We start from the raw sequence: 18,800 nt of genomic DNA on the forward strand, positions 1-18,800 counted from the left end.
GGCGCCTTAATGGCGCCCTATTTGTTTCATGAAGACGACATGGGGATGCGAAGCCTCGCAGAGGGTTCGACAAAACTTGCGAGAGCCGATGGCTCACCTATTTATTCTTAACAATTCCCTGGTAATTAAATCCTGCGCCAGTCACTTTAACGATATAAAGTCCCTTAGGCAGATTTCTTAAGGAAATTGCGGAAGATCCGCGCGACGTGAGAGCGCGTGTTCCCTTCATGTCGAAGATTTGAACTTCCATACCTGTGGAGATTCCGAAACCTTCCAACGTCACCACACCCGATTGCATGCGGACTCGTGGGGACCTTGTCAATTCCGAGATGATACCATCCGGCGTCGTATCTGTTACAGAAGTATCCTTCGCAGTCGTGTCGGCGATGGTTGTATCCGCAGAACTAGTATCCGCGGGTGTTTTGAATTCCTTCACTAGGGTCAAGTCGAACTGATCCAGATTGGGGCCGTCCTTTCCTGCTGCTGTGGCAAATACAATTTCGTTCTTGCCAGCGTTCAGTTCCAGGTTGAATGTCTTTGTGAGCCAAGTGGTCCAGGAAGCTGTTTTCTCAAAGGTCTGCTCCGTAATGAAATCGCCAACACTAATGGTCAGGGGGCGCGCTTCAGAAGAACCGTTGGTAAAATCCAGGTCCATCTGGTACTCCCCAGCCTTTTCTACGGTTACCGGAACAGATAAGCTTCCGCCCACATTGAAATTCACATAACCTTTTCCGTGATAGCCTCCGTTGGAACTTTCAAGAATGCCTTCTGTGATGGTTCCGTCTTCTGCCTGGAATTCCTTAGGCGGTGCGGGAGGTTCCGGTTCCTTGTAGTTGGCGTCGCAAATCGTGGGACTTGCGAGTGTTGCGCCGGCGCCTGCTCTCACGGCGGCTTCCACGTCATTGACGTTTAGCATGAAACCGGTGTAATCGTAGGGTGGCGTAAAGGATGTGCCGTTGCCTCTGGTATTTCCCGTGCAGTTGGTGTACTTATTGTCGATGGGTTCTGCAACGCCGATGGTTCCTGAAAGCCCCAGGTAAATAGGTTCGCGCTCGTTAATGAAGTGGTTGCGTTCGGAACGGATTCTGCACTGTACGCCCGGAGCCATGCCCAAAACGTCGGTGCCTGCAGAAATGTTTGCGTCAGCAGTAATCAGGTTGTTTACCACATGGATGTTTCCGAAACGGCAGCGAGGCTTGCGCTGTGCGGCGGCCACCCACCAGTTGAACATGTAGGTAACATTCAATTTGCCTTCGCTTTCGGGTTCTGTATCGTTACTGCCGATAAGATTGGAAAGATTGTGAGTGCTGCGCTTCTTGTAGCCGAACTTACACCATGTGAAAGTGACGTTGTCGGCGCCTTTCACTACGTCAGCGTTGCCGTCCTGGCCATCCCAGAATTCGCAGTGGTCCACCCAGATGTTGCTGGGGTATTTGCCGGAGCTTCCTTCGATGACGATGTTGTCCCAAGCCTGGTCTGCGTTGGAGCCCGGGCCTTCGATCACGATGTTACGGAGAATGATGTTCTTGGCGGCGCCGGCGATTCGGATACAGGCGTTCAGCTTGGTCCCAGCCTTCAGGCCGATGATGGTCTTGTTGCTTCCGGAAATGGTGAGGCGGCTGCCGGAACGATTTAGCCAGCCGTCGCCCAAAGTACCATCGATATAGATGACTTTCGGAGTGGCGTCCTTTACCAAGTTCTGCAACTGGTCGAAAGTTCTTACTGTATCGGCCTGGACGTTTCCACCGCCGGTTACATCAAAGGCGGTGCTGGTGCGGCCGCTGCGGGTTGCCCAGCCAATGGGCTTGCACTGGTCTGCTGCGGCGAAAGAAATTGCGGTCAGTGCGGAAATAAGAATGAAGGCCTTTGCGGCGGTCCTGGAAAACGCTTTTTTCATATTCAAACACTCCATAACCTAAAGATACATCGGATTTTATGAAAGCTGTTCTGGCAAAATGCGAAAAAAGGCGGTGTTGCGGCCGGAAATCTATCGAATACACCGCCTTTTTTGCGGGTGTGTCGCTAAATCTTGTGAAAATTCGTCATTTTTGACGCCTGATGGGGCTTTTTTGTTTGGGAAAAAGGCTTTTTTGACCTTAATTTGCCTTTTGTTTGCAGATAAAGTAGGGAAAAGGCGGTGCTACGGCTGGAAATCTGTCAAGACCACCGCCTTTTGGCGGTTGATACAAAAAGCACCAGGTGCTTTTCGTATAACTCCAAGCGGTTGTATCAAAAAAGACATCGCCCTTGCGGACGATGTCTTTTTCGATTCTACCTCCAAGCGGTTTCGAACCGCTGTTGCGGGAATGAAAATCCCGAGTCCTGGGCCACTAGACGATGGAGGCGTATGTTTTAAACTTAGCTTTGATCTCGTTTCATCGCCCAGACGAGACTGCAAACGACCAACTCTAAGTTACTTAATACCTCCAAGCGGTTTCGAACCGCTGTTGCGGGAATGAAAATCCCGAGTCCTGGGCCACTAGACGATGGAGGCGTTTAGGTAGGCCAAATATAGGTAAGGATTTTGTTTTTGTAAAGGGGGCAATGTCAAAAAAAATTACATTTGGACTAATGTTTCTTAGAAAGTGGCTGAAAAAATCCTTTTTAGGCGGAATTCTCCGCTTTTTCCCTCTGGCTCTCCTTGCTAGCGGGGCTGATGCGGCCATCCTTTCTGGCATAAAGTTCTTTATGGAAATTCTTTCGGGAGAATCCTCTGAGGCTTTGTCCCGCTGGGTAATCCTGATGGTGGCCTTGACGGTACTCCGTCTCGTCTTTCTTTTCCTGAAAGTGCGGACATCCGAACGTTGGCTTTATAATACAAGTAGTCGCGTGACCGCCTGGTTCCTTCATGGACTTCGTAATCTGTCCCCCCGTGTTTTCCATACGCCTGAGGGTGACAAAAATGTGGAAGCCGCTTACGAGGCTACTCAAGTTTTCCAGACCAACGGGGCGGTCCTTTTCCAGGCGGTGCAGGCAATCCTCCAGCTGGTGGTATTCCTACCGGTGCTGTGCTTTATCTCCTGGCGATTGACCACTTTCCTTTTCCTGGTCATAGTCCCGGTGGTAAGTTTTCTCCAGCGGAAACTCCACAAACTCGGTCCCGCCGAGGAATCCCTGCTGTGGGGGCGTTCCAATTTCCGCGGCAGTTTGACCCAGGCCCGTCGCCTATTCCGCCAATGGAGTTCTTCCCGCGAACGTACCGCGGTTAGCGATGACTTGCTGAAACAGACCCGAATCCTCCGGGACCGTGGTGTGGAAACATCCATTCATAAACAGATCCTGTCCCAGATTACGGAAGCGGTTTCCGTGCTGGCCATGGTGCTGGTTCTTGGCTTTTGCGCCCTGCTGATTCAGCGTGGCTGGATGGACGGCTCCTCCTTGGTTCTTTTCTGTTCTGCAGTCCTCCTGAGTTACAAGCCCGTGAAGGAGTGTGCCCGAGTCATGCCCCAGTATCGTTCCCTCATGAGTGCCATGAACGTGCTGGAAACTTTTGAATCTCTCCCGAAACGCACCGCTTTTAATGAATTAGTCGGAAGGCAAGGTCCTGAATTAAAAGGTGCGTCGGTGAATAAAAAGTCCTTCCATTACGAAGGATCCGAGGCTCCGGTATTTTCTGGATTTGAACTTTCCTGGTCTCGGGAAAAGCCTGTTCTTGTTCGCGGGAAAAATGGGGTAGGGAAGTCTACCTTCTTGCGTCTCCTGGCGGGTCTTGAACAGTGGGATGACGGCTCCCGAAACGCCTCCCTTTCGGGAACGGAATATAATGTGTTTTTCGTGGCTCAGGATCTGGAACTCCCTCCCCGCAGGTTCCTACAGAAACTTCTGGAATCCGTTGCCCGCACCCCTACGATTGTTGCAGCTATTACCCGCTTCCAGCGGACGGCTAATGTAGCGCCTCTTCTTCACAAACCTGGCCTCTCTGGCGGCGAACGTTCCAAGGTCGCTCTCCTCTGGTCTCTCGCTTCCCGCAGTAAGACCATCCTGTTGGATGAACCTTTTGCATCTATCGCCCTTGTTGACCGCGAACCGTTGCTTTCTGCATTCCTGGACTGCGCGGAGCAGCTGGACAAGTGGGTGGTAATCGTGAGCCACGATGTTCTTTCGCCTGCCGTGGAAGCCCGCTTCAACGTGGTGACCTTCGACGACGAGCAATCCCGCAATTCCGGCGACGAACAGTCCGGAGTAAATGGTGGTGGACAATCCCGGGTGAATGGCGACGGTCGATCCCGAGAAGAAAGCGAAGGGACTTCCCGGTGAACAAACTGTACGCCTATCGCGGTTGGATTCTTGGGGCGCTCGCCATTATCCTTTTGGCGATGCCTGCGTCCCCGTTTCCGGAATTAACTCCTGAGACGATTTGTTCGGAATATGTTTTCTTCTCAATTATTTTGCCTACGCTGGTGTTTGCGTCTTCCGTGATCCTTAGGATCCAGGCCCGTCGTTCCATTGGGGAGCATACTCGCGGCGTCTCCCATGACGCGAATCGTCTGGTGACTGATGGGATGTACTCCCGTATCCGTCATCCTCTTTATGTTTCCAATACGGGCGTCGCCTATTCCTATATCCTTTTTCACTTGGGACTATCTCTGCGTGCTTTGCCGTTTGTGGTGGTGCTGGTGTCCTTTGAGATTCTGCTGGCTAAAATGGAAGACCGATATCTTGAAAGTCGCTTTGGAGATGGATGGCGCAAATGGGCCGCGGTGACGCCGGCGTTTATTCCGAGGCTAACCCGCGGAAGCGTATCCGCGGAACCCTTGAATTCTGAAAAGGACGTTTCGTATATGCGTCGCAGTTTCTTTGCTGCGGCCCGTGCTGATTTTTCTACCTGGTTTTGGTTAGCAGTGGCCATCGTCTTTGTCGTTTTACGCAAGACAATTTTGAACTTCAATCTCCTGGAACTTTGGGGTTAGATGATGGGCTTGAATTTTATCAACCTCGGTCGAATTGCTTTGGGACTTGTGGCGGAAATTGCAAGTCGCGTTAAACCGCTGGAAAAAAAGTATTGTATCTCTAGACGTCTCCGCTGCTCCTGGCCTAAGGGACCGTTCCTCTGGATGCACGGCGCCAGCATGGGGGAGTGCAAGATGCTTCTCGATCTTGCGACCGCCCTGCAGGAAGATGTTTCGGACTTGCCGAAAATTCTCTTGACTTCCCAGAAAGTGGAAGTGGTCCGCTATCTGCAGAAATCGCAGAAATCTTGTGATGTGGCCTTGGCTCCAGCGGATGTTCCGTGGGTTCTGAGAAAATTCCTTCGTTGCGTTAAACCTGTTGGCCTTATCCTGGGGGAGAATGAATTGTGGCCGGGGTATCTTTCTGCTATGGAACGCTACACGAAAAGCCCTTCTGTGGCTCTTGTTTCCGGACGATTCCGGAAGGCGGTTCCGGGCATGAAGTTTTCCGGCATTGGCTTTGCCGCTGTGCAGACGTTTGATGACCAGAATCGTCTTTTGAAAGCCGCGATGAAATCTTTTCGCGCGCCTATTTGCAAAGGCGGCAACTGGAAACTGCTGAACTGGGCCCGTGGCGATCAAACTGAAAATGTCCAAGATTTTAACGAAGCAGGAAGTGTTCGTTCCGCATACACCAGTTTTATCTCCCTGCATGTGGAAGAATTGCCGTTCCTTCGCAAGACGTTCAGTCGCTTGGTGAAGCGGAATAAAACGATTGTTCTTGTTCCCCGTCGTCTGGAAGAAACTCGCCGGATGGAACGATTCTTCCGTGGGCAGGGTGTACCTGTGGTGCAGTGGCCCGCTGTTGCGCCGGGTACAATTTCTATCGTGAACAGCTTTGGAAAGGTAAAGGAAATTCTTTCCCAAAGTGATTTTGCTTTTGTGGGAGGTTCCTTTCATAAGAGTCTTGGAATCCATGATTTCTGGGAACCGCTTCGGATGGGTGTTCCCACTTTTGTAGGACCGTTTTGTCGTGGCGCAGAAAGTGCGGTGAAAGACCTTGTGAAAAACGGGGGCCTTGTTCGTTTGAAAAATTCGAACGCTTGGCCTCAAATACCTGCGGATCGGGCCTGCGTCGAATCCTTGCTTGCAAAAGAACGGGAAAAAATTTTAAATTCGTACCGTCAATTAAAAAAGTTTGTTGAGGAGCTCCTGAAATGAAGAAAGTAATTCTCGCTACCCCTCGTGGTTTCTGTGCCGGTGTGGACCGTGCCATCCATGTGGTTGAAAAAGCTCTGGAAAAATTTGGTACCCCCATTTACGTCCGTCACGAAATCGTGCATAACAAGTTCGTGGTGGAAACCCTGAAGGCCAAGGGCGTCATTTTTGTGGATCACCTCTGCGAAGTGCCGGAAGGTTCCGTGGTGATTTTCTCCGCACATGGTGTGGCGGAACGCATCTATAAGGAAGCCGAAGAACGCCATCTTCAGGTGCTGGATGCCAGCTGCCCGCTGGTTCTCCGTGTTCACTTCAGCGCTACCAGGCATTATAACGCTGGTCGCCACATTATCATGATTGGTCATGCGGGACATGCGGAAGTGGAAGGCACTTTGGGCCAATTACCGGATGGTGCCATTTCCTTGGTTCGCAACGAAGCGGATGTGGCGGCCGTCCAGGTTCCCGCTGATAAGGAACTGGCCTACATTACTCAGACCACCCTTTCCGTGGCGGAAACTCGCGAAATCATCAAGGCCCTGAAGGACCGTTTCCCGGGGATCATCGGACCTGATGCTGGCGACCTTTGCTATGCAACGGGTAACCGCCAGGCTGCCGTGCTGGATCTTTGCTCCAAGGTGGACATGCTTCTGGTGGTGGGGGCCAAGAATTCCTCCAATTCCAGCCGTTTGATGGAACTGGGTCTGGAACAGGGTATCCAGAGCTACCTCATCGATACCGTAAAGGACCTCCAGCCGGAATGGTTCGACGGCCATCAGGTGGTGGGTATTTCCAGTGGTGCAAGTGCCCCCGAAATCCTGGTTCAGGAGGTGGTGGATTGGCTAAAGACAAAATTTGAAGGTATTGAAATCGAGAATTTTGTAAAATTAGTGGAAAATACCAAGTTTAATTTGCCAAAGGCACTTCAAGATTAACATTTTACCTTGACGGAAGACCAAAGTTTTTCTACTATTGGCTTCTGTTATAAACAACGGAGTTTTATTATGAGCCGCATTTGTGAAGTTACCGGCAAAGCCGGTCTCGTGGGCAACATGGTTTCCCACTCTAACCGCAAGAAGTTGATGAAGCAGCTGCCGAACCTTCAGACGAAGCGTTTCTACATCGCTGAAGAAGATCGCTGGGTTACCCTGCGCATCTCCAACGCCGGTCTGCGCACCATCAATAAGCGCGGTATCCTGGCTGTTGCTAAGGAACTGGGCATCTAATTCTCTCGCAGAGTTAGGCTATTAAGTCCGCCTAATGGAAGACCTCCATTAGGTGGTCTTTTCTGTTTTATAATGTTATTAAATTGTTGATAGAACTTTGTCGCCCGTTGTCGCCCCTTGTATTTACTGGGACTGCGGAAATTCTAAATGAAATTGCGAATGTGAAAAAGTCCGGAAAACTCCGGACTTTTTTGCAAAATGCAGGTTCCTTGTTTAACGAACGACTTGCACCGACATCATCCCGAATTAACGCGCTCATATCTAGCTTGTTGTGCAAGTAGACGCAGGTTCTTTGTTTAACGAACGACTTGCACCGACATCATCCCGAATTAACGCGCTCATATCTAGCTTGTTGTGCAAGTAGACGCAGGTTCTTTGTTTAACGAACGACTTGCACCGACATCATCCCGAATTAACGCGCTCATATCTAGCTTGTTGTGCAAGTAGACGCAGGTTCTTTGTTTAACGAACGACTTGCACCGACATCATCCCGAATTAACGCGCTCATATCCGGCGGGTTGTGCAAGTAGACGCAGGTTCCTTGTCAAACGAACGACTTGCACAACTATTATTTAGAAGTGAGGAACTGGGGAATGCCCTTGTACTTTTCCAGACTCTTCATGATATTTGCCATTTCCCAGTCCTTTTCCTTTAGACGGCGGCGGAGCACAGCTACGAACACTTCCATCAGCATTTCGCAGTCATAGACTGCGCGGTGCATCTTGTTGGGGTCGATGTTCATGGTGATTTCGCCGCTTTTCAGGAACATTCCTGCCAGGTTACCCAGCTTGTGGGAGCCTGCTTCCGGCATGATGGCCTTGGTAATGGCCAGGCTATCCACAACAGGATTGCCCGGAACCATCTGGGGGTTTGCCTTGTAGGCGTTGCGCATGAAAGTAGCGTCGAAGTTTGCGTTATGTGCAATCAGGATGGAAGTCTGACCGCAGAACGCAGTGAACTTCTTGATGGCATCGCCAACAGCCGGAGCATCCTGCACGTCCTTATCGTAAATATGGTTCACGTTGGAGGCTTCTGCAGGGATCATCATATTGGGCTTGACGAAGGTTTCGAATTCCTTTTCCAGCTTGGGCACGACCTTTCCGCCTTTTACTTCGACGGAAAACTTCACTGCACCGATTTCAATAATTTCATCTTTCTGGAAGCTAAGACCGGTGGTTTCCAAGTCAAAAGCTACGAATTTAGGAGGCATTGCTATCACGGCTAATATCCTTGTTTTTCTTTGATGTCTTTACAATGGCTGGATTGGTTTTCGCAAAAATAGTTAATTCTCATGTCAATAGATGTCAGGGGGAGGGGAATGTACATTTTATCCCAGTTTTTTAACCTGAGATGCCTTCCATAGCGGGGGCTGAGCAGCCAGAGGGGGCGACCGCTGGACTTGGACAGCCAGACGGAACCGGGTTTTTCCTGCAAGGCGGGACCCCGAGGGCCATCGAGGGCCATTCCCGCGAAACCGCCTTTCTTGAGGGTGTCCAGAACGTGCCTTACGTTAGAGGAACCGTGGGTATCGGACCCGCGGGTGACCTTGTATCCCAAACGTTGGGCGGTTGCTGCCAAAAATTCTCCATCCTTTGATTCGGAAATGAGGATATGGACGTTTTTATCCTTGAAGGCCGCCACACAGGCGAGTACGTCCTGATGCCATAAACCCAGGATTCCCGGACCGAATTCGGCGGGAGCCTGTAGTCTGGTCCGTAGGCTGCGGAGCCACAACTCCACGATTTTTGACGTAATTCTAACCTTCAGGGAATAGGAATCCATAGGTTCAAAAATAAAAAAACGAACTTTTTTATGGAATTACCCTTGAAACAAAAAGGTTTATTACCTATATTGCGTGTCACTTTTGGCGACGTACCCAAGTTGGTAAGGGGCGAGTCTGCAAAACTCTTATTCATCAGTTCGAGTCTGATCGTTGCCTCTAAAAGTAAAACAAAAAGACCTCTCGAAAGAGAGGTCTTTTTGTTTCTGGATGCGGGGACGCGGCCCCGCCCCCAGACTCCCACCCTGCCGTCAAGATGAGGGGGCGCGGCCCCTTTCCCTGCCGTCGGGATGCGGGGATGCAGCTCCGCTTTTGTATGGATATAAAAAAGGGACCATCGGGTCCCTTCGTTTTATTCGAGATTTTTGCGAGGGCGGCCGCGGGGGCGTTTGACCTGCTGCTCCTCGACTTCGACTTTTTCTGTAATTTCCTGTATTCCGTTTTTTTTGGCCATGAGGGCTTCGCGGATTTTCCTGGCTTTTTCTTCGGCCCTTTGCTTGGCGAGTTCCGCCGCGGAAACGATAACAGCCTTTGGCTTTTCGATCAGTTTGCTACCGAAAGAGGCTTTTAGCACTCGTCTCGGTGAAGAGGCACTCAATGCAAAGTTTGTACTTGTCGTAAATGAATTGAAGCCCTGTGTAATGATATCGTAGTTGGTTTCTTTGAACGCAAAAAAATTTCTGGCCACATTTTGTGCCTCCTGGAGAGCTCTTTCCGTCTTCAGTTCTGCACGTCTACGCTTACTAGGGCGCCTTTCCCCTTTCTTTCGCTTGCCTTTTACTTCCCTTAAAACTTTTTCCGACATTTTTAGGATTTCTTCGTCGGATGGTCCACGTAATTCGGGCGGAACCTCAATGATTTCCAAGGTCTCTTTAAAGGAATTGTCGCTCATATTCACTATGTAATGGGTGTTTTTCCCTTTGTCAAGGGTAAAAAATTATTTATTCAAATAAAAATTTATTAAAATTCAAAAAAAAATTAAAAAAAGTGTTTGTCAAGGTCTAGAAATAATTTTTCTTTTGGGCTATTTTTGGCTCACAATGCTTCGTTTTACACAAGATATATTACTTGCTCTCCGCGCAATCTCTAATGAAGAAGAAGCGCACGAAATGTCTAAGAAGGCTCGTGAACAGTTCGACTTCCTCGGAATTCGTCTGGTTCCCCGCCGTGAAGTTACTTATCCTTTGTTTGACAAGAATCCCCCTAAAGATGGCGACGAACTGGTCGCCCGCATCGAAGACATGTGGGCTCAGCCTTATCGTGAAATCCAGTATGCCGCTTGCGATTACCTCTTCCGTCATCGCGCTCTTCTGGGTGGTCAGCATTTGACGTTCCTCAAGAAGTTGATCAAGACTCGCGCATGGCGTGATACTGTGGATACCCTGGCCGCCTGCATTCTGGGTGACCTGGCTCTCCGCCTTCCCGCTCTCCGCACCAAAATCGCTTCCTGGATTCGCGATCCCAATGTCTGGGTTCGTCGCAGTGCCATCATCTTCCAGATCCAGTACAAGGATCGTACCGACTGGCCGCTGCTCCGTCAGTTCTGCCTGACCTGCGCAAAGGATGATGACTACTACATCCGCAACGGTATCGGTCGTGCCCTGTCCGAATACGCTCGTATCAATCCTCAGGAAGTACGTCGTTTCGTACAAGATAACGCTTTCGCTGAACAGACCACCCAGGAAATTCTAAGAATGATTTAATCTGCGTCTTATCTGAGCAATGTTGCGTTACTCGCGCATTGTTTTGCTTGATAATACTTGATTAAAAATTGCAAGAATGGATTTGGGTCCTCGAGAATAATAAGCAAGTGTTTTGAAAAATGAAAAAAGTCCCGTGAGCCGGGACTTTTTTCATGTCGTAAAAAACGTCTATGCCGCACGATAAATGATGCCGTTCTTGCTTATGGCGTGGAATCTTCGTCAGCCTTTTTCTTGCGGGTCCGTTTCCTTGCAGGCTGAGCACTTCCTCGACCTTGTGCGGACTCGCTAAAGGGAAAAACAAAGCGCCCCCGCAGGACGCAGCCTGGCGCACCGGGATCGCATTCCATATTGCGCTTCACGCAAAAAGTTTCACGAAGATTTCTGCATTCATAACTCATGCTTATAGTATATAATGAAAAATGAAGAAAGAAAAGTGAAAAATGAACAATTAAGAGTGATTAGTGGTTAGTGGTTAGTGGTTTCGGGAATACTCCATATGAAAATTTAAAGACGAACCCATCCCGAAATCGCAAACGCATGTATCCCGCTGCCCTAACCCCTAGCCCCTAAAAACCCCTAGCCCCTAGAACCTAGTCTCTAGCCTCTAAAGTACTTGCATCCTGCTGCACTAGTCTCAAATTATTTTCTACATTCAAACCATGCGTTATGGTGATCTTTCTTATTTCCAGAGCGGCGTAGCCGTTCCTCTTTTCAGTCTTTATAGCCACCAGAGCATTGGCATTGGTGAATATCTTGACTTGATTCAGTTTGCTCGCTGGGCTCAGTTCTGCGACTTCAATATTATTCAGCTTTTGCCGGTGAACGATACTGGTGCTGAAGCCAGCCCTTACAGTGCCCGTAGCGCTTTCGCTCTGAATCCGGTGTTCATTAACATCCAGTCCGTGGACGGTTCTTCCGAATTTGAAGAAGAAATCCAGAAGGGCAAGGATGAATTTGACGCCCTGGGAAAGATCGACTATTATAAGATTTCCACCTGGAAACGTTCCATCCTCCGTCGCATTTTCGACAACCGCTATGATTCCCTGAAGAAAAGTAAGGTTCTTAGCCGTTGGATCGACGAAAACGTCTGGGCAAAGCCTTACTGCGTATACGCAACCCTGAAGGCCCAGAATGGTGAATCCAGCTGGAGAGACTGGTCTGCCCATCAGGATCCGACCGAAAAGGATATCGAAAAGCTCTGGACCAAAAATCAGAAGGATTGCTTGTTCCAGGCATGGATGCAGTGTGTTGCTGAAATGCAGTTCACTACTGCCGTTGCTGAAGTTTCCAAAATGGGTCTTCGCATCAAGGGCGACATTCCTATTCTGATCAATGAAGACAGTGCGGACGTCTGGTCTGAACGCAAGTTCTTCTCCCTGGATGATCGTGCAGGCGCTCCTCCTGACATGTTCAGCTACAGCGGTCAGAACTGGGGTTTCCCCACTTACCGCTGGGACGTTCTGGAGCAGGACAACTTCAACTGGTGGCGTCGTCGTCTGGCACAGGCCAGCAAGTTCTACCACGCATACCGCATCGACCATGTGTTGGGCTTCTTCCGTATCTGGTCCATTCCTCAGTGCGAAGTCACGGGCATTATGGGACGTTTCAATCCCTGCATTCCTCTGACTCTGGGCGAACTCCAGAACGCCGGCTTCTGCAAGGAAACTCTGGAATACCTGCGCCGTCCCAACTACTCCATCGAACAGCTCCGCGAATTCCTGGGCGCTGACGCCGACCGCCTTGCTTCCGTATGCTTCCAGGTGCTGGATGGCCACTGGGATCGCCTGATCCTCAAGCCGGAATACTCCAGCGAAAAGGCAATCCTTTCCATGGATGAGCCTCAGGAAGTAAAGGACAAGATGCTGAAGGTTTACTGGAACCGCGTATTCATTCCTTCTGGCGACGAAAATACTTACTATCCGTTCTGGTACTGGTACAACCAGCCGGTGCTGTTCACTCTGCCGGAAAACGAACAGAAGAAACTTCAGGAAATTCTCAAGGCAAACGAAAACGCCCAGAATGGTCTGTGGGAACAGAATGCAACCAAGCTGCTGTCTGTTCTTGCCAACGAAACCGACATGCTGGTTTGCGCCGAAGACCTTGGTGCCGTTCCGCCTTGCGTACCTACGGTCCTGAACAAGTTGAATATCCTTGCCCTCCGTATTGAACGTTGGGCTCGCAACTGGAACGCACCTTATTCTCCCTACTACAATATGGATGAATATCCTCGTCTTTCCGTTTGCGCCACTAGCTGCCACGATACCTCTACTCTTCGCGGCCTCTGGAAGGAAGCTGACTTCGACAGAAACCTCTACTGGTCTCATGCTCACCTGCCGGGCAACGCTCCGGAAGAAATTACACCCACGGTGGCTCGCACCATCCTGACTCATGTGTTTACTTCCAATAGTTTGTTCTGTATCCTGCCTGCCCAGGATTATTTCGCCCTTTCCGCAAGCCTTTCCAAGGTGGATCCGGAACAGGAACGCGTGAATATCCCGGGTACCGTAGGTGGTGCAAACTGGTGCTATCGCCTGCCTTGCTCCGTAGACGAACTGCTGGATTACTCTTCCCTCAGTTCCGACATCCGCAAGCTGGTGGATGTGCGTAAACGCCGCCCCCTGTGGAAATTTTAATTTCACCAAAAGAACGCAGTTGAATAAAGGACTATTTCCTGAGAAACCTTGGAAATAGTCCTTTTATTTTTCCCCCTTTTGTAGCTGATTAAGGACTAAATTCCCTGCAATGGGAGCTGTAGTCCTTTGGCTGTAGTACTAAAGTGCGGAAATTTTCATACTAGTCCTTGTCGCCCCGAAAAACTAAGGACTAATTTCATCCTTGCAGCCCTTTAGTCCTTTTTTCTGCAAAAAAATGCTCCTTCTTACTTATATTTAGGGAGAACTTTAAAAAAGCCTGGCCTTTTATGAAATCATTTGCTCCAGCCTGGGTTAAGGACGCCGTCTTTTACCAGATTTTTCCGGATCGTTTTTGTAAATCCGAGCATTATAAAGCTGCCGGTAAATTCGTGGATTGGAATTCCAAGCCTACTCGTGAAAACATGTTTGGGGGAAACCTCCAGGGCATCGAAAGCAAGCTCCCTTACATCAGGAGCCTAGGAGTAAATGCACTTTATTTCTGCCCCATTTTCAAGAGCAATTCAAATCACCGCTACCACACGGTGGATTACTTCGAAATTGATCCAGTCCTCGGGACGCTTCAGGATTTCGACCGTCTGGTCCGTAAGGCACACAAGCTTGGCCTCCGGATTATTCTGGATGGTGTATTCAATCATTCTTCCCGCGGTTTCTTCCAGTTCAATAGCCTTTTGGAGCTGGGAAAGAATTCTCCTTACGTCGATTGGTTCCACATCAGGAAGTGGCCCCTGAACGCCTACTCCAAAAAGGCCAATTATGAATGCTGGTGGAACTTTCCCGCCTTGCCCAAGTTCAATACCGACAATCCGGAGGTCCGCGAATATCTCATGAGTGTGGCGGAATTCTGGATGAAACGAGGCATCGATGGCTGGCGCCTGGATGTTCCCAACGAAATTGACGATGACAGTTTCTGGCAGGAATTCCGCCGCCGGATGAAATCCATCAATCCCCAGGCCTACATCGTGGGGGAAATCTGGGATGAGCCATCCCGCTGGCTGATGGGGGACCAGTTTGACGGCGTCATGAACTACATGTTCCGTAAGGCGACCTTGGCGTACCTTTTTGACGAAAATCCCATTTCTACGGAAGAATATTGTAGCCGCCTGAAGGCTGCCTTCCCCCAGTTCCGTTACAGTGCCATGGGACAAAAGCCCGCTGGCGACATTCCGATGAACCTGCTGGGAAGTCACGATACCACTCGCCTGCAGAACTTGCCTTGCTCCGACGAAGCCCGCGTTCGCCTGGCCTTGGCCTTGCTTTTCTTTATGCCGGGCGCTCCCTGTATATATTATGGTGACGAATTAGGCTTGCAGGGCGGTAAGGACCCTGATAACCGCCGTACCATTCCGTGGGAAAACCTGAAAGAGCTGAAAAAATCCCCGATTTTTGACTGGATTCGGGAACTTGTTCGCCTGCGTCAGGACAATTTGGCTCTTCGACAAGGATCTTTTGCCGTGGGTTCTAGCGTTTCTGGATTTTTTATTGAACGTAGTGATGGTGAAAACACCCTAAAACTGGATGTGTATTGGTCACCCGATTCGAAAAACCCGCCGGTTTTTGCTATCTTTGCGCCCAACTAATGTGTATAATGCCTTATTAAGGGATTACAAATGAAAAAAAATACATTTGGCATGCGAGAAATTGTCATTCTCCTCGTAATTGCTATTTCCGCCTGGTCTGTATGGCCGTCTATTCAGATTCACACTCTCAAGGGTGAAGAACAGAAAGCCTTCGTCAAGGAAAATCCGAAGATTGCTTCTAGGTCTATCAATTTCGGTTTGGACCTTGCAGGTGGTACCAGCATTACCCTGGAAATTGATAAGTCCGGCCTCAAGGAAAACGAAGACATCAAGGATATCCGCGAACAGTCTTTGGAAATCATCCGTAACCGTGTTGACCAGTATGGTCTTTCTGAACCGCAGATTTCTCCCAGCGGTGATGACCGAATCCTGGTTGAACTGGCAGGTGTGGATGACTCCACTGCTAAGGCTCTCGTGGGTTCTACCGCAAAACTCGAATTTAAGATTCTGGCAGAAGCAGAGCGCTTCCCCCAGGTTGTTGGCGTCATCGACCAGTACCTGACCCGCCAGACTAAGGATATCGCTGCTGACGCTGCTCCGGCTGCAGATTCTGCAAAGGCTGCCGACTCCACTGTCGCTGCCGCTCCCGCTGCTGATACCGCTAAGGCTCTCTCTGACGAAGAACTTCTCGGTGGTGCAACTCAGACTGCTGAAGCTGCTCCCGCTAAGGATTCCGCAGCTCCCGCTGCCGAAGCTAAGGCCGAACCGGCAAGCGAAGTCGGCGTTGCTCTGTCCTCCTACTTCGTCGCTTTCTACAACGGTGGTTTCATCGCTGAAGAAAACATCGAAAAGGTCAAGAAACTCCTGGAAACCGACGGTGTCAAGAAGCTGATCCCCCGTGACGTTCAGTTCGCTTTCGGTAGCGGTCTGGAACCCATGGAACGTGGCTCCAAGCTCAAGGCAAAGCGTCTGTACCTCCTGAAGAAGCGTGCAGAAATGGGCGGTGAAGACATCGTTGACGCTCAGCCTCGCCGTATGTCCGATGGTATGAATGCTGGTGAAGTTGGTGTTAGCCTGAAGTTCGGTGGTATCGGTCCTAAGAAGTTCTCTGCAGTGACCGCCGCTAACGTCAAGAAGCAGATGGCTATCGTTCTTGACAACCAGGTCATTTCCGCTCCCCGCATTAACGAACGTATCCCCAACGGTGAAGCCCAGATTACCGGTCTTGATGACTTGGCTGAAGCAAACCGTCTGGCAGTCGTGCTCCGTGCAGGTGCTCTGAAGGCTCCCATGAACATCATCGAATCTCGTAGCGTTGGTGCTACCCTCGGTGAAGAAAACATTGTCCAGGGCTTCGGTTCCGGTGCAATCGGCCTTCTCCTCTGCCTTGTGTTCATGGTCGCTTACTACCGCCTCGGTGGCTTCATTGCTAGCCTCGGTATGATCATCAACACCTTGGTCACTGCCGCTGTCATGTCCGTGTTCGGCGCAACCTTGACTCTCCCTGGTATCGCAGGTTTCATCCTGGTGCTGGGTATGTCTCTCGACGCAAACGTCATTATTTACGAACGCATCCGTGAAGAACTGAAGGGCGGTCTTACTGCCCGTGCAGCTGTGGCTAAGGGTTATGAACGTGCATTCAGCGCAATCTTCGACTCTAACTTGACCACCGTTCTTACCGCACTTATTTTGTACAAGATTGGTACCGGTTCCGTGAAGGGTTTCGGTCTCACCTTGATGATCGGTATTATCACTTCTCTCTTCTGCGCTCTTACTGTTACTCGTGCAGTGTTCGACTGGAAGCTTGCTAAGCAGGATGCAACCACCCTTTCTATCGGTGGTGGCTTCAAGGCACTCAACAATGCAAACCTCGCAATCGTTCCCAACCGCAAGAAGTTTGGTCTTCTGTCCCTCATCCTGATCGTTGCAAGCATTGGCTCCATTGCGGTCAAGGGCTTCGACTTCAGCATTGACTTCACTGGTGGTCAGGTTTACACTGTCCAGTATCAGGACGAAGCCAAGCATGAAGCTGACCTGAACAAGGCTCTTGCTGATGCTGGTATTGCTGGCGCTAAGGTTCGCTCTCTGGGTGGTACCTCCGCTAACTCCTACCAGATCAGCATGAAGGCTTCTGATGACGCTCAGTTTGAAGTCACCATGAAGAACGCATTTGAAAAGGCTAACCAGCAGGTTGAAATCGTCGCTAAGGACAGCGTTGGTCCTACCATCGGTAAGGAACTTCGTAACGACGCTATCCTTGCTATCATCCTGGCTTGGATCGCCATCGGTCTCTATGTCTGGTTCCGATTCGGTAAGCTCGGTCTTGGTTTTGGTATCGGTGCTGTTGTGGGCCTTGTCCATGACTCCATCATTACCTTGGGCTTCATCTCCATCTGCGGTCTCTCCTTCGATGGTGCTCTGATTGCTTCCCTCCTGACCATGATCGGTTACTCTGTTAACGATACCATCGTGGTGTTCGACCGCGTTCGTGAAAACGCCGCTCTCCATGGTACTGTGGGCTTCGACAAGACTCTGAACGCATCTATCAACCAGTGCTTCAGTCGTACCGTGATTACCTCTCTTACCACCTTGTTCGTCTGCTTGGTCCTGTCCGTTATGGGCGGTTCTTCCATCCGCGACTTCGGTATGGTGATGGTATTCGGTGTCCTGATTGGTACCTACTCCTCCGTATGCGTCTGCTCTCCCTTCGTGCTGTGGTATTCCAAGCATTTCAAGGGTGGCGTATAATTCGCTACAGCTGGTAAAAAACTGAAATAAAAAAGCTCGGGATATGGTCCCGGGCTTTTTATTTTTTCTAAATTTGGGGCGTTCGATCAAGGGGGCTCTATGCTCAAGAAGTACTACAAAATCGAATCAGGGCGCCTCGCTAGTGCCCCGAACGAAGAAGTTGCCGACATCGTTATGATGGGTTCTCTTAGCCAGGAACAGCGAAGCGTGCTGGTTAAGGAATACGAAATCACTGAGCATACCATTGCGTCTGCATTCGACTCCGATGAACTTTCCCGTATAGAATACGACGATGACTTTACCACCATCGTGTTTAAAAAGCCTACGAACTATTCTGCGGCCGCTAATTTCCAGTTCCGTGTAGAATCCTTCGGCATCTTCATTTTCAAGGACTGGGTGCTCCTCCTGACGGACTCCGACATTCCGGTCATGGACGAAAAGCGCTTTTCCAAGATTGACAGCCTGAATACCTTCGTGCTGAAGGTCTTGAGCTACGCCATTTACCACTTCAATGAACACTTGAAGATCATCAACCGCATTAACGACGAACTGGAACAGAAGCTCCGTACGGCTATGGAAAACAAGTACCTGCTTTCCATGTTCAGCTTGAACAAGGGCTTGATCTACTACGTGAGTGCATTGAACAGTAACGATACTTTGCTGCGCAAGCTTCAGCTGGGCCGCAGTCTGAACTGGACCGAAGCCGAACGTGAACTGCTGGAAGATATCCAGATTGAAAACGGACAGAGCCTCCAGCAGGCAAACATTTACGCAAACATTTTGACGTCCATGATGGATGCTCGTGCAAGTGTCATCAGCAACAACGTGAATACGCTGATGAAAAACTTGACCATCGTGACCATTTCCATTTCCCTTCCGACGTTCTTCGCAAGCTTGTTCGGTATGAACGTGCGTCTGCCCTTCGGTATGAACGGTGATGCCACTGGCGGTAGCGAACTGGCTTTCTGGGGAATTATCGCAGTCTGCTTCCTCTCCGTGCTGGTCTTCATGGCCATCTGGACACGAAAGAAATAACTGCAGGAATCAGTCCTACACATTTGAGGAGAC

At 50.0% G+C, this 18,800-nt stretch carries 15 protein-coding genes and 3 tRNA genes; 11 read left to right on the forward strand and 7 right to left on the reverse strand.

Features of this window, described 5'->3' with window-relative positions; all coding sequences use genetic code 11:
* Positions 1–97 precede the first annotated feature (97 nt).
* From BGX12_RS09585 to BGX12_RS09595, 3 genes are all read right to left on the reverse strand, one after another.
* The gene (locus BGX12_RS09585) at positions 98–1,897 is read right to left on the reverse strand and encodes a carbohydrate-binding protein (protein WP_109735847.1); all 1,800 of its coding nucleotides are present in this window, start codon (positions 1,895–1,897) and stop codon (positions 98–100) included.
* Between the two features lie 375 nt (positions 1,898–2,272).
* Positions 2,273–2,345: transfer RNA gene (locus tag BGX12_RS09590), tRNA-Glu, on the reverse strand.
* 76 nt (positions 2,346–2,421) lie between these two features.
* Positions 2,422–2,494 (reverse strand) — tRNA-Glu (locus BGX12_RS09595).
* Positions 2,495–2,571: 77 nt separating this feature from the next.
* Between BGX12_RS09595 and BGX12_RS09600 the strand changes: the two genes are divergently transcribed.
* The 5 genes from BGX12_RS09600 to rpmB all read left to right on the forward strand — a co-directional run bounded on the left by BGX12_RS09600 (position 2,572) and on the right by rpmB (position 7,330).
* On the forward strand, positions 2,572–4,257 hold the full coding sequence (locus BGX12_RS09600) for an ATP-binding cassette domain-containing protein (RefSeq protein WP_233246347.1): 1,686 nt from the start codon (positions 2,572–2,574) through the stop codon (positions 4,255–4,257).
* Positions 4,254–4,910, forward strand: a complete 657-nt coding sequence (locus tag BGX12_RS09605; RefSeq protein WP_109735849.1) for an isoprenylcysteine carboxylmethyltransferase family protein — start codon at positions 4,254–4,256, stop codon at positions 4,908–4,910. Before BGX12_RS09600 ends, BGX12_RS09605 begins: the two co-directional genes overlap by 4 nt.
* Positions 4,911–6,110 (forward strand): 3-deoxy-D-manno-octulosonic acid transferase, encoded by a 1,200-nt coding sequence (locus tag BGX12_RS09610; protein ID WP_109735850.1) that lies wholly within the window; start codon positions 4,911–4,913, stop codon positions 6,108–6,110.
* Positions 6,107–7,039: a 4-hydroxy-3-methylbut-2-enyl diphosphate reductase gene (gene ispH, locus BGX12_RS09615; protein WP_109735851.1), complete on the forward strand. Its 933-nt coding sequence runs from the start codon at positions 6,107–6,109 to the stop codon at positions 7,037–7,039. Before BGX12_RS09610 ends, ispH begins: the two co-directional genes overlap by 4 nt.
* Before the next feature lie 69 nt (positions 7,040–7,108).
* Positions 7,109–7,330 (forward strand): 50S ribosomal protein L28, encoded by a 222-nt coding sequence (rpmB, locus tag BGX12_RS09620; protein ID WP_073229219.1) that lies wholly within the window; start codon positions 7,109–7,111, stop codon positions 7,328–7,330.
* Between the two features lie 568 nt (positions 7,331–7,898).
* Here the strand turns inward: rpmB and BGX12_RS09625 are convergent.
* Together BGX12_RS09625 and BGX12_RS09630 are read right to left on the reverse strand one after the other, a co-directional pair.
* On the reverse strand, positions 7,899–8,540 hold the full coding sequence (locus BGX12_RS09625; protein WP_233246348.1) for a PolC-type DNA polymerase III: 642 nt from the start codon (positions 8,538–8,540) through the stop codon (positions 7,899–7,901).
* Positions 8,541–8,551: 11 nt separating this feature from the next.
* The gene (locus tag BGX12_RS09630) at positions 8,552–9,112 is read right to left on the reverse strand and encodes a lysophospholipid acyltransferase family protein (protein WP_109735853.1); all 561 of its coding nucleotides are present in this window, start codon (positions 9,110–9,112) and stop codon (positions 8,552–8,554) included.
* 84 nt (positions 9,113–9,196) lie between these two features.
* On the opposite strand from BGX12_RS09630, the gene BGX12_RS09635 reads away from it, so the two are divergent.
* Positions 9,197–9,269, forward strand: a tRNA-Cys gene (locus tag BGX12_RS09635).
* A 193-nt stretch (positions 9,270–9,462) separates the two neighbouring features.
* Here BGX12_RS09635 and BGX12_RS09640 read toward each other — a convergent pair.
* Positions 9,463–10,002, reverse strand: a complete 540-nt coding sequence (locus tag BGX12_RS09640) for a hypothetical protein (RefSeq protein WP_109735854.1) — start codon at positions 10,000–10,002, stop codon at positions 9,463–9,465.
* A gap of 148 nt (positions 10,003–10,150) precedes the next feature.
* Between BGX12_RS09640 and BGX12_RS09645 the strand changes: the two genes are divergently transcribed.
* Positions 10,151–10,813, forward strand: a complete 663-nt coding sequence (locus BGX12_RS09645; protein WP_109735855.1) for a DNA alkylation repair protein — start codon at positions 10,151–10,153, stop codon at positions 10,811–10,813.
* 200 nt (positions 10,814–11,013) lie between these two features.
* On the opposite strand, the gene BGX12_RS09650 is transcribed toward BGX12_RS09645, so the two are convergent.
* A complete protein-coding gene (locus tag BGX12_RS09650) occupies positions 11,014–11,211 on the reverse strand; it encodes a hypothetical protein (RefSeq protein WP_109735856.1) in 198 nt (65 codons plus the stop codon).
* Positions 11,212–11,472: 261 nt separating this feature from the next.
* Between BGX12_RS09650 and BGX12_RS09655 the strand changes: the two genes are divergently transcribed.
* The 4 genes from BGX12_RS09655 to BGX12_RS09670 all read left to right on the forward strand — a co-directional run bounded on the left by BGX12_RS09655 (position 11,473) and on the right by BGX12_RS09670 (position 18,767).
* On the forward strand, positions 11,473–13,446 hold the full coding sequence (locus BGX12_RS09655; protein ID WP_109735857.1) for a 4-alpha-glucanotransferase: 1,974 nt from the start codon (positions 11,473–11,475) through the stop codon (positions 13,444–13,446).
* 287 nt (positions 13,447–13,733) lie between these two features.
* Entirely contained in the window at positions 13,734–15,044 is a 1,311-nt protein-coding gene (locus BGX12_RS09660) for a glycoside hydrolase family 13 protein (protein ID WP_109735858.1), read from the forward strand.
* A gap of 30 nt (positions 15,045–15,074) precedes the next feature.
* Positions 15,075–17,732 carry a protein translocase subunit SecD gene (gene secD, locus BGX12_RS09665; RefSeq protein WP_109735859.1) on the forward strand — a complete coding sequence of 886 codons (2,658 nt, stop codon included), beginning with the start codon at positions 15,075–15,077 and terminating at the stop codon, positions 17,730–17,732.
* Positions 17,733–17,831: 99 nt separating this feature from the next.
* Positions 17,832–18,767 carry a magnesium transporter CorA family protein gene (locus tag BGX12_RS09670; RefSeq protein ID WP_109735860.1) on the forward strand — a complete coding sequence of 312 codons (936 nt, stop codon included), beginning with the start codon at positions 17,832–17,834 and terminating at the stop codon, positions 18,765–18,767.
* The last annotated feature ends 33 nt before the right edge of the window (positions 18,768–18,800 follow it).

This window comes from Fibrobacter sp. UWR4, from assembly GCF_003149045.1.
Lineage (GTDB): Bacteria > Fibrobacterota > Fibrobacteria > Fibrobacterales > Fibrobacteraceae > Fibrobacter.

Excerpts from the sequence above, each read along its gene's own strand:
- BGX12_RS09645 (WP_109735855.1), top strand. The coding sequence starts at position 10,151 with ATGCTTCGTTTTACACAAGATATATTACTTGCTCTCCGCGCAATCTCT.
- BGX12_RS09630 (WP_109735853.1), bottom strand. The coding sequence starts at position 9,112 with ATGGATTCCTATTCCCTGAAGGTTAGAATTACGTCAAAAATCGTGGAG.
- BGX12_RS09625 (WP_233246348.1), bottom strand. The coding sequence starts at position 8,540 with ATGCCTCCTAAATTCGTAGCTTTTGACTTGGAAACCACCGGTCTTAGC.
- ispH (WP_109735851.1), top strand. The coding sequence starts at position 6,107 with ATGAAGAAAGTAATTCTCGCTACCCCTCGTGGTTTCTGTGCCGGTGTG.
- BGX12_RS09650 (WP_109735856.1), bottom strand. The coding sequence starts at position 11,211 with ATGAGTTATGAATGCAGAAATCTTCGTGAAACTTTTTGCGTGAAGCGC.
- secD (WP_109735859.1), top strand. The coding sequence starts at position 15,075 with ATGAAAAAAAATACATTTGGCATGCGAGAAATTGTCATTCTCCTCGTA.
- BGX12_RS09640 (WP_109735854.1), bottom strand. The coding sequence starts at position 10,002 with ATGAGCGACAATTCCTTTAAAGAGACCTTGGAAATCATTGAGGTTCCG.
- BGX12_RS09585 (WP_109735847.1), bottom strand. The coding sequence starts at position 1,897 with ATGAAAAAAGCGTTTTCCAGGACCGCCGCAAAGGCCTTCATTCTTATT.
- BGX12_RS09610 (WP_109735850.1), top strand. The coding sequence starts at position 4,911 with ATGATGGGCTTGAATTTTATCAACCTCGGTCGAATTGCTTTGGGACTT.
- BGX12_RS09655 (WP_109735857.1), top strand. The coding sequence starts at position 11,473 with ATGCGTTATGGTGATCTTTCTTATTTCCAGAGCGGCGTAGCCGTTCCT.
- BGX12_RS09600 (WP_233246347.1), top strand. The coding sequence starts at position 2,572 with ATGTTTCTTAGAAAGTGGCTGAAAAAATCCTTTTTAGGCGGAATTCTC.
- rpmB (WP_073229219.1), top strand. The coding sequence starts at position 7,109 with ATGAGCCGCATTTGTGAAGTTACCGGCAAAGCCGGTCTCGTGGGCAAC.
- BGX12_RS09670 (WP_109735860.1), top strand. The coding sequence starts at position 17,832 with ATGCTCAAGAAGTACTACAAAATCGAATCAGGGCGCCTCGCTAGTGCC.
- BGX12_RS09660 (WP_109735858.1), top strand. The coding sequence starts at position 13,734 with ATGAAATCATTTGCTCCAGCCTGGGTTAAGGACGCCGTCTTTTACCAG.